Source organism: uncultured Brachyspira sp. (genome assembly GCF_944390845.1).
GTDB classification, from domain to species: domain Bacteria; phylum Spirochaetota; class Brachyspiria; order Brachyspirales; family Brachyspiraceae; genus Brachyspira; species Brachyspira pulli.
This window is the reverse complement of record NZ_CALXRM010000043.1, coordinates 15,114-28,345: the sequence shown is the minus strand read 5'-3', so window position 1 is coordinate 28,345 and position 13,232 is coordinate 15,114. Positions and strand designations below refer to the sequence as shown.

7 protein-coding genes are annotated in these 13,232 nt (G+C 27.7%); 5 read left to right on the top strand and 2 right to left on the bottom strand.

Going from position 1 to position 13,232, the window contains the following annotated elements; genetic code table 11:
• The first annotated feature begins 348 nt into the window (after positions 1-348).
• Both Q0K52_RS09525 and mnmG read left to right on the top strand, forming a co-directional pair.
• A complete protein-coding gene (locus tag Q0K52_RS09525) occupies positions 349-1,446 on the top strand; it encodes an aspartate-semialdehyde dehydrogenase (protein ID WP_297298834.1) in 1,098 nt (365 codons plus the stop codon).
• Positions 1,447-1,959: 513 nt separating this feature from the next.
• Positions 1,960-3,810 carry a tRNA uridine-5-carboxymethylaminomethyl(34) synthesis enzyme MnmG gene (gene mnmG, locus Q0K52_RS09520; RefSeq protein WP_297298832.1) on the top strand — a complete coding sequence of 617 codons (1,851 nt, stop codon included), beginning with the start codon at positions 1,960-1,962 and terminating at the stop codon, positions 3,808-3,810.
• Between the two features lie 70 nt (positions 3,811-3,880).
• On the opposite strand, the gene mgtA is transcribed toward mnmG, so the two are convergent.
• Both mgtA and Q0K52_RS09510 read right to left on the bottom strand, forming a co-directional pair.
• Positions 3,881-6,595, bottom strand: coding sequence for a magnesium-translocating P-type ATPase (mgtA, locus tag Q0K52_RS09515; protein ID WP_297298830.1), 2,715 nt, complete (start codon positions 6,593-6,595; stop codon positions 3,881-3,883).
• An 871-nt stretch (positions 6,596-7,466) separates the two neighbouring features.
• Positions 7,467-8,456: a histidinol-phosphate transaminase gene (locus tag Q0K52_RS09510; RefSeq protein WP_297298828.1), complete on the bottom strand. Its 990-nt coding sequence runs from the start codon at positions 8,454-8,456 to the stop codon at positions 7,467-7,469.
• A gap of 240 nt (positions 8,457-8,696) precedes the next feature.
• On the opposite strand from Q0K52_RS09510, the gene xerD reads away from it, so the two are divergent.
• The 3 genes from xerD (at position 8,697) to Q0K52_RS09495 (ending at position 13,105) form a co-directional block, all read left to right on the top strand.
• Positions 8,697-9,629 carry a site-specific tyrosine recombinase XerD gene (xerD, locus tag Q0K52_RS09505; RefSeq protein ID WP_297298827.1) on the top strand — a complete coding sequence of 311 codons (933 nt, stop codon included), beginning with the start codon at positions 8,697-8,699 and terminating at the stop codon, positions 9,627-9,629.
• Positions 9,630-9,661: 32 nt separating this feature from the next.
• Positions 9,662-11,953 (top strand): hypothetical protein, encoded by a 2,292-nt coding sequence (locus Q0K52_RS09500; protein ID WP_297298825.1) that lies wholly within the window; start codon positions 9,662-9,664, stop codon positions 11,951-11,953.
• A 735-nt stretch (positions 11,954-12,688) separates the two neighbouring features.
• Positions 12,689-13,105: a secondary thiamine-phosphate synthase enzyme YjbQ gene (locus Q0K52_RS09495; RefSeq protein ID WP_297298823.1), complete on the top strand. Its 417-nt coding sequence runs from the start codon at positions 12,689-12,691 to the stop codon at positions 13,103-13,105.
• Positions 13,106-13,232 lie beyond the last annotated feature (127 nt).

Sequence of the window (13,232 nt, the reverse complement as noted above, 5' to 3'; positions counted from 1 at the left end):
ATTATGATACACCTATGTTATACTTTAAAAAACTAAGGAATACTTAATGCAATATGTCTGGCTCCTGTGCAAATTATATTTAAATTTTTTAAGATTTTCATTTATTATATATGTTTTTATATATGAAATGATTTTGTTTTATAAAAAGTTTTTTCTATATAATTTATCAAAAGTTATAAAAAATAGTACGAAAGCATACTAATATATTTCTTATATTAAAATATAATGTTTTTAAATTGATATTCATGAATATACGAAAGCATAAAAAATCTTGATTTTAATATACAACTATTATATAATAATACTATCAATAAAAACAAAAAATAATAATAGTTAATGGTAATTGTCATGAAAAAAGTAAATTTATGTTTATTAGGAGCTTCTGGTGCAGTTGGTCAGGAGATGCTTAAAGTACTAGAAGAAAGAAAATTTCCAATTAATGAGTTAAGATTACTTGGAAACAGAGAAGCAGGAAAAAAAGTAGTGTTCAATAAAAAAGAATACACTATAGAGAAAGTAGGTAAAGATTCATTTAAAGATATGGATATTACATTGGTTGCAGTAGGAGCAGATATTAGTAAGAAATTAAGCCCTGAAGCAGTTAAGGCTGGAAGTATAGTTATAGATAACAGCAGTGCTTTTAGAATGGATAAAAATGTTCCTTTAGTTGTGCCTGAAGTTAACCCAGAAGATGTTAAACTTAATAAAGGTATAATATCTAATCCTAACTGTTCTACAATAATAGCATTAGTGGCTTTAGCACCGCTTCATAAATTTGGTAAAATTAAACGTATTATAGCTTCTACTTATCAAGCAGTTTCTGGTGCTGGTAAAGAAGGTATGGAAGAGTTAGAACAGCAGATACAAGATTATGTTGCTGGTAAAAAATTAAAAAACAGCACTTTCAAATATCAAATATTACATAACTTAATTCCTCACATAGATTCATTTGATAAAAATGGATATACTAAAGAAGAATTAAAAATGACTAATGAAGGAAGAAAAATTCTTCATGCTCCAGATATGCAAATAAGCTGTACTTGTGTAAGAGTTCCTGTTATAAGAAGTCATAGTGAATCTATTACTGTTGAAACAGAGAAGAAAATAACAGCTAAGAAAGCTAGAGATTTATTATCTAAAGCTAAAGGCGTAAAAGTAGTTGATGATCCTGAAAAATTCAAATATCCTATGCCTTTAGATACTTCTGATCAAGATGATATATATGTTGGAAGAATCAGAGAAGATATTAGTGCTAAAAACTCATTAACATTCTGGTGTGCAGGCGATCAAATAAGAAAAGGTGCTGCTACAAATGCAGTTCAAATAGCCGAATTGCTTTTACCAGATTTAGAGAAAAAAGGCGAAGAAGAAGATTCAGTTGCTAAAAAACCTGCAAAAAGAACTTGTGCTAAAAAATCATCTAAAAAAACAACATCTAAAAAATAATATTAAATAAAATAAACTTGCTTAAAAGAAGTTCTCTATAAATTAATTAGAGAGCTTCTTTTTTTATGTATATATAAATAGTAGGGTGAGTTTAGAAAATTAAATAAAAGAATTTTAATGACATACCCCGCCCTTCATTCTTTATTAGTCTTTTTTGAATTTGCACTTTTACTTTCTTAATAACTCAATTAGAAATTTCAGCCCCACCCAAGTTTAAATTAACTTTAAAATCTATTTACCGCACGGTGAACGAAATTTAAAAGATAATAGAATTTGAATTATAAATAAATATATTTTTTTAGTTTTATTCTGCGTGCGGTAATATCACAGCAAATTTAAAAAAATCTTGGGTGGGCAGCTAAAATAACTATTTCAATCTGTAAAGAAAAATAATACAGAAATACCAGAAAAAACTGAAAGCCTAGAGGGCGGGCAAGTGTAATTCAGCACTTTACAATATCATAATTTTAATATATCATTTTCAATAAAATTTATTTTTAAAGAGAATATTATATGAATAATAAATACGATGTTATAGTTGTAGGAGCAGGTCATGCTGGAATAGAGGCGGCACTTTCATCTGCAAGACTTGGAATGAAAACCCTAATTATATCTATTAATTTGGATACTATAGGACAAATGTCATGCAATCCTTCTATAGGAGGAGTTGCTAAAGGTACTATTGTAAAAGAGATTGATGCACTCGGCGGCGAGATGGGAATATTAATAGATAAAACTATGATGCAGTTTAGAATGCTTAATAGAAGTAAAGGTAAAGCTGTATGGGCACCAAGAGCTCAAGCAGATAAATATGCATATAAAGAAGAAGCTGCTAAAACATTGTATGCAGAGAATAATCTCACACTTCATCAGGATATAGTAACAGAAATCATTGTTGAAAATAATGTACTTAAAGGAATCAGAACAGAAAGAGGCAGAGAATACGAATGCCAAGCAGTTATACTTACAACAGGAACATTTTTAAACGGACTTATTCATATAGGTAAATATCAAAAACAAGCTGGAAGAATAGGGGAGCTTCCTGCAATAGGACTTTCTGATAATCTAAGAAGTTTGGGACTTGAAGTAGGAAGATTAAAAACAGGAACACCTGCAAGAGTTGACTATTATTCTATTAACTTTGATATATTAGAAATGCAAAAAGGCGATGATGAAATAACACCATTCTCCTTTTTAGATGATAAAATTGATATAGTGCAGGAACCTTGCTATATAACATATACCGATGCTAATATTCATAAAATCATTCAGGATAATATACATCTTTCACCAATGTACAGTGGAGTTATAACAGGTATAGGTCCAAGATACTGCCCAAGTATAGAGGATAAAGTTGTAAGATTTGCCGATAAACCAAGACATCAATTGCATTTGGAGAGAGAAAGTTATAGAACTAATGAAGTTTATATAAACGGATTTTCTTCAAGCTTGCCGGAAGATGTTCAAATAAAAATGATAAGATCATTGAAAGGACTTGAGGAAGTAAGAATATTAAAACCAGCTTATGCAGTAGAATATGATTATGTGAACCCTATAGAATTAAAGCCTACACTTGAAACTAAAAAAATAGAAGGTCTATTTCTAGCAGGACAAATTAACGGCACAAGCGGATATGAAGAAGCAGCATGTCAGGGACTTATGGCAGGAATAAATGCAAGCTTAAAAATTAAAAAAGAAGCTCCATTAATATTAAAAAGAAGCGACGGATATATAGGCGTTTTAATTGATGATTTAACAACTAAAGGAACTAAAGAACCTCATAGAATGTTTACTTCACAGGCAGAACATAGAATGCTTTTAAGACAAGACAATGCCGACGAAAGATTAACAGAACTTTCCTATAATATAGGGCTTGCAAGCAAAGAAAGACTAGATAAGGTGAGAGATAAAAAACAAAAAACTCAAATACTTGTGGAATATTTAAATAAACGCACACTCACTCAAAAAGAAACAGAAGATTTAGGATTCACAAAAGAGGCTAAAGAATACAGAACTATGAGTTTAGCGTCTATAATAAAGCGTCCTGAATGCGGTATTGATATGTTAAAGCATTTGATAGACGGCGATTACAATCAAAATGTTTTGGAGAATGCAGAAATAGCTATTAAGTATGAGGGCTACATTTCAAGATATTTAAATGAAATAAAAGATATTGAAAAATACGAAAACATGCTTATACCGGAAGATTTTGATTACTCTACTTTAAAAAGTGTAAAGATAGATGCTATTAATAAATTGAAACAGTACAAGCCTTATAATATATCACAGGCTTTAAGAATACCGGAAGTTGATAAATCAGTAGTGCATATTCTCATACTTGCACTTACAAATAAAAAGAAATAAAATACATTCTTTATAAAAAACGCATATAGAAAAAAATATTAATTTATCTATATGCGTTATTTTTTTATATTTATAATAATTCACCAAATTTTCTAATATATACTTTCTTTAATAATGTAACTAATAGTATATAAGCAAATATACAAGGAACTAAAAATATAAAATAAGTTTTAGGCAATGATACAAAACCTAAATGGTGTCCTAAATTTGTAAATGGCACTATAGATAAAATTATAATGCTTGAAAAAGTTAATAAAAATACTTGTTTTGATGGTCTGCTTTCTATAAAAGGAATTTTAGCAGTTCTTATCATATATATAACCAAAACTTGTGTGCATATAGATTCTATAAACCAGCCTGATTGGAACATAGAAGTATACATTGTTTTTATATTAGCCAAATCGGCACCATTATAATAATTGCCTAATTTATTATATAATATTCCATTAGAAACGAATAATGGACAGAAAACAAAGTACATTATTAAATAAGTGCTCCAATCAAATATAGAACTTACAGGTCCCATCCAGCACATAAAGTTTCCTATACTTGAAGCGTCCCATTTTCTTGGAAGTTTCAAAAATTCTTTATCAACATTATCCCAAGGTATTGAAGTGCAGCTTAAATCATATATTAAATTTAGTATGATCAAATGCACACTTTGCATTGGTATGAATGGCAAAAGTATAGAAGCCATTAATACAGAAAACATATTTCCAAAATTTGATGAAGCAGTTATTTTTATATACTTTATCATATTGGCATAAGTTTTTCTTCCTTCTATTATACCTTTTTCTAATACAGTTAAATCCTTTTCTAATAGTATTATATCAGCAGCTTCTTTAGCTATATCAAAAGCACTGTCAACTGAAATGGATATATCAGCCATTTTCATAGCAAGCACATCATTAATACCATCACCCATAAAGCCGACTGTATTATCATCATCTTTTAATACGGATACTATTCTTGATTTTTGATGAGGATAAAGTTTAGCGAATATATTAGCTTTTTTTGCTTTTATTTTTAATTCATCATCATTTAATTTATCAATTTCATTTCCAAGCAAAATGCCGTTTATATTTATTCCTAATTTATTGCATACATTAATAGTTGTTTTTTCATTATCTCCAGTAAGTATTTTTACATCAACACCATATTCATTTAATTTTTTTATAGCTTCGTAAGATGATTCTTTTGGAGGATCCAAGAATGCTAAATATCCTACTAATACCATTTCATTTTCTAACTTCTTGATTTCTTCTAAATCGTTTAATTGATTTTCATTATTTATTTCTATATCTTTTACAGCTAATGCTATAACTCTCATTCCTTTATCATTTAAAGAATTAATTTTTTTATTTAATTCTTGTTTTTGTAATTCTGTTATTTTTGATATTTTTTCATTATCATAAACATAAGAGCAAATTGAAATCATTTCTTCAAAAGCTCCTTTAGTTATCATCTTTATATTATTATTTTCTTTTAATAATATGCTTAATCTTCTTCTTATAAAATCAAAAGGAATTTCATTTATTTTAATATAATTTTCTAATTCTTTATTATTAAAGTTTTTTTCATTATGTTCTATATATTCAATAATAGCATTGTCCAAAACATTTCTATAACCATTTTGAAAATAGCTATTTAAATAAGCTAAATCTAAAACGTTCTTATTTTCATTTCCATTAATATCAAAATAATGTTTCAATGAAATTTTATCCATAGTTAAAGTGCCTGTTTTATCAGTGCATAATATATTCATAGCACCGAAACTTTGTATGGAGTTAAGATTTTTTATTATAGTTTTTTGTTTTGACATAGATACTGCACCTTTTGCCAAGCATGCACTTACAATCATAGGAAGCATTTCTGGTGTCAACCCTACTGCGATTGATATAGCAAATAATAATGCTTCTATCCAATTTCCTTTTGTAAATCCATTAATGAAAAATACAACAGGAGTCATTATAGACATAAATCTTATTAATAGCCAAGATACAGAATTTATTCCTTTAGTGAAGCTTGTATCTATTTCATTAATATTTGAAAGTTCATTTGCGATATCGCCTAAAAATGCATCTTTTCCGATATTGATTACTATACCTTTAGCATCTCCGCTTATTACATTAGAACCCATAAAAACAATATTTGAATAATCTGTTACTGATTCTAATTCCTCATTACATACAGAATTGTTTTTTTCTAAAGGCTCGCTTTCTCCTGTTAATACAGATTGAGAAACAGTCAAGTTATTTGATTCTATTATTCTTATATCAGCAGGTATTATATTACCGGCATTAATAAAAACTATATCTCCTACTGTGATATTTTCACTGTTTATTTCTTTTTTGATATTTTCTCTCAAAACTATGCTTGAAGATTTTATCATGTTAAGAAGTTTTTCTGATGCATTATCTGATTTATATTCCTGAATGAATCTTATTAATCCTGATACTGTTATCATTGTAGAAATGATTATTACTGTCAAAAAAGAAATTTCTTCATTCTTGAAAAAAGGTATTAGTATATCTGTGAAAATGGATATAATAGCCAAGGCAAATAATATCAAAGTGAATGGATTTATAAAACCTTCTGCTATTCTTTTAAAAATAGTTTTTTTATTTTTATGAGGTATTTTATTTAATCCGTATTCTTTTAATCTTTTATCTGCTTCTTTTTCTGATATGCCTTCTAATGATGAATTAAATACTTCTAGTACTTTATCAGTATTATTTAATGCTGAAAAAATTAATTTGTTTTTGTTTTCTAGTATTTTTTTCATGATATCAACTCCAATAAATAATATTTTCAAAACGATTTTTTATTATTTTTGATAATAAATTTATTTTTAAATAAAATATTAATACTGTTATTTACAAAAGTTAAAATAACAAATGAAAAAACCAAAAACGGTTTTATAATTTTTAGTTTGTGAATTTAATTATAGAAAATATATTAATTGAAGTGACATATCAGGTAGACGATTCTTTTGAAGCTGAGTAGTGAGCGAGAATAGAAGTTTTTGTTTAGCATAGCATCGCCTCCTTATAATGATATAAATTTTAATTTTTGCGAATATAGCATAATATAAACAAATTGTCAATACAAAAATAGAATTAGTTTAATTTTTTTTAATTTATAATCTATCATACGCACAGATAATAAATTTAAAAACATAGATTTATTTATAATTCAAATTTTATTTATATAATAAATCTGGTTTAGCGTGCGTTAAATATATTTTAAAGTTAATTTAAACTTGGGCGGGCGCTATAATTTTTTACTAAGCTATAAAGTTAATTGAGTTAACATTCAAAATAAAATTTAAAATTTTAAAGGGCGGGGTATGTGAATAAAATTTTAAAGCTTAATTTTAAATCCCACCCTTTAGGCTTTCAACTATTTTTGATATTTCAGTATTATTTTTCTTTATAGATTGAAACAGTTATTTTAGCTGCCCACCCAGATTTTTTTAAATTTGTTATGCTATAACCGCACGCAGAATAAAACTAAAAAATATATTTATTTATAATTCAAATTTTATTATATTATTAATTTTATTCACCGTGCGTTGAAGAAATTTTTTAATCTGATTAATATTGGTTATATCGCTAACAATTTAAATGCTATTAAAGATAATTCTTTATATTTAATTATATACTATTATTAATGATTTCTTTTAAAGCATTTACAAATATATTATTTATTTTATGTGTTGATATAGTAACTCTTAAAAAATTAGACAATATACTTTCGCTATCATATTTTTTTACAATGATATTTCTTTTTATTAATTCCTCATATAGAACATTGGCACTAATATTAACATGTTTTATTAATAAAAAATTTGCTCTTGACGGAACAACTATAAATCCTTCTTTGCTTAATATAGTATCCAATCTGTTTCTTTCCAAAATTATATCGAATGTATTTTTGTATGCAGTACCTTCATCTTTTATAGCAGCGATAGCAATAGTTTCTGATATTTTATTTATACCATATTTCTGTCTTAATTTTGAAATATTTTCTATATTTTCTGAATTTGATATTATAAAGTTAATATTAAGTCCTGATATAGAATGAGAATGAGCAATTGATCTTATTATGATTAAATTCTTATAATCATTAATTAATCTAATAGAACTTTCTCCGGCAAAATTAATATAAGATTCATCTATTACAAATATCCCTTCATAATTTTTTAAGAATTCTTCAATCTCTTTTATGTTTATAAACATTCCAGTTTCAGCATTAGGATTGCTTGTTATTATTACGGAATTTTTGCTTCTTATATTTTTTTTGAGATTAATATTATAATCTTCTCTGGCCTCTATTACATCATAATGCATTTTGTAATATGCTAAAATTTTTGTATACAAATCTCTATAAGGTTCTTCCAAATATATTTTATTTTTATCAAAAGAATTTATTATACATGCAAAAGCCTCATACATACCATTTACAGATATGATATTGTCTGTATCAATATTAAGATATTTGGACATTTCCTCATCTAATTCTTCAGGACTATATTCGGGGAAGAATCTTAGAGAGTCAACATCAAATTTTTCAAGCTCTTTAATAATGTTTTTTGAAGGCTTGTATGGATTTTCGTTTTTGTCTAAAAAAATCACTTTATTCATTTTAGTATTATTACAAAATATATTTTTAATTATATTATTATTATAATTATCTTAATTTTTTAAAATTAATTTATAATTTTTAAATTATGTTTAGTTAATGTAATATTTTTATTAAGTAATGTATTATGTTTAAATAAATAGTAAATATTGTCGATAATTATGTTAGGTTGACAAGTTACAGACTAACTATTCAAGTCAGCTTATTTTGTATATTTATCTTAAATTAAGAGGCAGATTTCAATGTCAGTTAAACAGGTATCAGATCAAGAAATATTATCAATGTATTTAAATTATGAGGCAGTAGAGAAAGGTCTATCTTCAAATACACTAGAATCATATAAAAGAGATATTGCGATATATCTTGATTTTTTAGGTAAAAATAAAAAAACAATTTTAAAAGCTACAAGAAAAGATATTGAGAAATTTTTAAGTGAGAGAAAAGAGCAAGGTGCAAAATCCAGAACAGTTGCAAGAAACAAAGTAAGCATAGTTAATCTGTATAAATTTTTGGTAATGGAGAATTATATTTCAAAGAATCCAACAGATAATTTGGAAGTTATACGTTTAAAAAGAGTATTACCAGAATCACTTACAACTACAGAAGTAGATGACTTATTAGCTGTACCTAATGAAAAAACTGACAAAGGCTTAAGAGATAAAGCTATATTTGAATTAATGTATTCATCAGGTTTGAGAGTTAGTGAAATTTGTTCTCTTAAGATTGAAGACATTTCATTTGAAGAAAAATGTTTAAAAATAAAAGGGAAAGGCAATAGGGAAAGAATAGTTCCTATTAACGACAGAGCCTTAGACATCTTACAAAGATATATTCAAACCAGCAGAGTTATAATGGTAAAAGGCAAAAAGACAAGCGAATTATTTTTAAACTTCAGAGGCGATAAAATCTCAAGAGTAGGCATTTGGAAGATTGTAAAAGAAACAATGAAGAAAAGCGATATAGATAAAAATGTTTACCCTCACACATTAAGACATAGTTTTGCCACACATCTTATACAGCATGGAGCTGATTTAAGATCCGTACAAAGAATGCTAGGCCATTCAGATATTACAACTACAGAGATTTATACCCATGTGGATTCTTCACATTTGAAAAAGCAAATAGCGAAGCACCCTAAACATTCAAAACATGCTAGACAAAATACTAATATATAATAAAATTATAAAAAACTGGAACTAAACAAAAGATGAAAAAAAGTATAATAGCCACTACAATATTGCTGCTAGTATCTATATCATTGGTTGCTTTAACTTTTGGTATAGGAGAAAGATTGACGATAGTCAGTTATAATAATGAAATCAATGATCTTAATGAGCTTAACAAATTAGCTGAAGAATCGGATAAGAGTCATAGAATAGATATGTATAATCCAGATTCCCTTTCCATGGTTGGTTCTAAGCCTATATATGATTATGATTTAGCTGTTGATTTAAATGATATTTATACTGATGAAGAAATTAGCGTTGATTCTGATATAGAGTATATGAGTCAGAATATGCTTTTAAGCGATGATGAATTTAGTACTGATATGCCTAATCCTAATGTACTTCCTGCTATGGTGTTTAATGCTAATACTACAGATAAAGCAGCGGATAAACTTAGTGAGGCTATTGATATTGCTATACAAAATTCAAGAAGCAGAGAAGCTCCAAGAGTAGCAATAGATTTATCTAAAATATCAGTATTCAGATATGAACCAGTTGTTATAAATGCTTCAGTTTATACAGAAGATGTCATTAAAAATTTAAGTATATATGTAAGATATAAAAAAGATAAAATAGTAAGGAAGAACGGAGATGAAAGATATCCTATAAATGTATTTAAAGTTGAGAATTCTCAATATAAAGGTACTTATTTACATCCTTTCGGCGGTACTTTGGGCGAATATCAAGCTATAGTTCTTGTTCAAACTAAAAACGGAGTTTATGGATATATTAAAGATTTCACTGTAAAAGGAAGACAATCTCCTTCAGCTAAAGAAACTAAGAAAATCGCTACTTTAGAATATGCAATAGATTTAACTACTAAAAAAGTACCTAGTGTAGAAACAGGCGAGCTTACCAGTTATGATGCTATATATGACTGGATCAGATACATGAAATGCGATATATTCTGGGCTATAGGCGGACAAACTACAGGTTGGACTGGCGGAATAACTCCAGAGGAACCTTGGGCTAAGGCTATGATTAAGAATATAGAAAACTTAGCAGCAAGTAAAGCTAAAGGCGATATTGAGCTTGGAGCTTATGTTATGAGTTATTTTGCTGCAGGCGGCGGAGCTAGAAAAGGCGGTTATGATGTTTCTGTAGGTTATAATTCTGCAACACAAAGTTTAGTAGAAAGCAGACATATATCTTTATCAGATCCAAAAAGAGTTCAGGATATTATAGATATATTAAAAAGATATGATGCTAACCCTAATATATCTTATGTTGGACTTGACTTTATACGTACTGGAGAAGTTGACGGTTATGAAATGGTAGACGAGATGGTAGAGCTTACAGGTGTTTATGTTCCTGCTAGCTGGTCTACTATGAGTAAAGCTGCTCGTATGAGATGGCTTGCTGTTAATAGAGGCAGAAAAGAAATAGGCATGAAATGGAGATGGTTCAGAGCTCATAAAGAGTCTTTAATAATAAAAGCTATTAAAGATTCTGGCATTAAGAAAAAATTATGGGCATTTACTTTAGGTTGGAACCATGGACAGGAACATGGACAAGATCCTTATATGTTCTTTGATGCTGGTATAGATTATGATGCAGTTATGATATATGAAGCTAGCCGTCCTCAGCATGTTGGTATGCTTGCTGCTTGGCCTCAATATTTATCAGGCGAATACAATGTATTAGTTGGTAATATGATAGATAACAGACTCCAGGACGGAAGCTTAAGACCAGAACTTGAATATATGAGAAGAGTATATGAATCAGAAGCTAAATTCAATAGAAGCAGCAGAATAAGAGGTATATTCTTCCATGACGTATCAAGAATGTTATGGTCAAAATTCAGAGGTGCTGGAAACAGTATAAGAGAATGGGCTAATATAAATGCTTCTATAGTTTCAAGAATAGAAGAAAAATATTCAGAAAACCCATTTAATGTTACTGTAAAATTAGATGAGAGAAACAGAACAGGAGTTCTTACTATAGTTAATAGAACTTCTAAAAAACAAAATGATGTAACTATTAAAACAGATTTAGCTCAGGCATTATCTACTATAGTACTTGATACAGAAAAAGTTGATATTGAAGCCGGCGAAACTGTAGAAATAGGATTTAGATATGCTTACGGCAGAAGCAGATATTCTTCTCTTATGGCTTTCAGAGTAGCTTCTTCTTCAGGTGAAGAAAATGTAGCAGTTGCTTACACTTTACTAAACTCTTTAAGACCTAAACCAAAACAAGAAGAAACTGCTACTTTAGCTAAAGGCGATGATGAAAAGAAAAAAGATGAAGATGAAAAAGTAAAAGATAATTAATCAATATTAATTATTTTATATAGATTGAAAAGAGGAAGCATTGAAAAAATGTTTCCTCTTTTTTTGTATTAATGATTTTTAATTAAGTTTAATTTTAAATATTAATATTTAATAACTATTTTATATATACTAAAAATTTTTAAGTTTGTCAACTACTAGCCGTAGTGGCAACCCGCACAATATCGCTTATTCTTACCGAATGTTCTCTATAAGTGCGGCTGATTACTTATTATTATACAAAATAAATAAATCTATATTACATTTAAAATATATTTCTTAAATATTAGATAATCTTTTATTTTATAAAAAAATTTAATTTATATTTATAAAAATGTGAAAATTGACAAAATATATTTGTTTAGGTATATACTGAAAATTTTTAAGTTTGTCATTTTTTTATTCAACTTTTTCCCGCCGCACACGCTCTGCGGACTTCGTCAAAGTTGCAAAAAGTGCAAGTTATAAAATTGGTACTAAATCATACTAAAATTGTCTTACATGTAATATAATTTATTAAATTAAAGCCCAATATAGCCTCTCGCGAAGCGTATCCGAGCCTGTCGAGGATATAAGGTTCTTTGACGAAGTCCTCAGAGCGTATGCGTCTGGAAAAAGAACAACAAATATAAAAAATTATCAGCTCGAAAAATAATTGTATAACAGCAATTTTTATCACCGATAATAAATAATAAAATTGTTTCATAATTAAATATAAAAATAATTTGGAGGAGAATAATGAAATCCTATAGAAAAGTATTAGAAATTAATTATCCAAAGAGGAGAGGTTATATCAATATTACTCCTGAAGTTCAGAAATGTTTAGAGGAAAGCGGAATAAAAGAAGGTTTAGTTTTATGTAATGCAATGAATATTACAGCAAGTGTATTTATAAATGATGATGAAAGCGGACTTCATAATGATTTTGAAGTTTGGCTTGAAAAACTAGCTCCTGAAAAACCTCATAGTCAATACAAACATAATGGTTATGAAGATAATGCTGATGCTCACATGAAAAGACAATTAATGGGTAGAGAAGTTGTTGTAGCTATCACAGATGGTAAATTAGATTTCGGAACTTGGGAGCAAATTTTTTATGGTGAGTATGACGGTAAAAGACTTAAAAGAGTATTGATAAAAATAATAGGCGAATGATTTTTATATATTCAAAATTTTTAAGTTTATCAAAAATCATTTATATATTTTATCAATAATATTTTGAAATTATTAATAAGTAAGAATTGTGTTTATAGTAATCAAAAGATTATTAACTATTATTAGA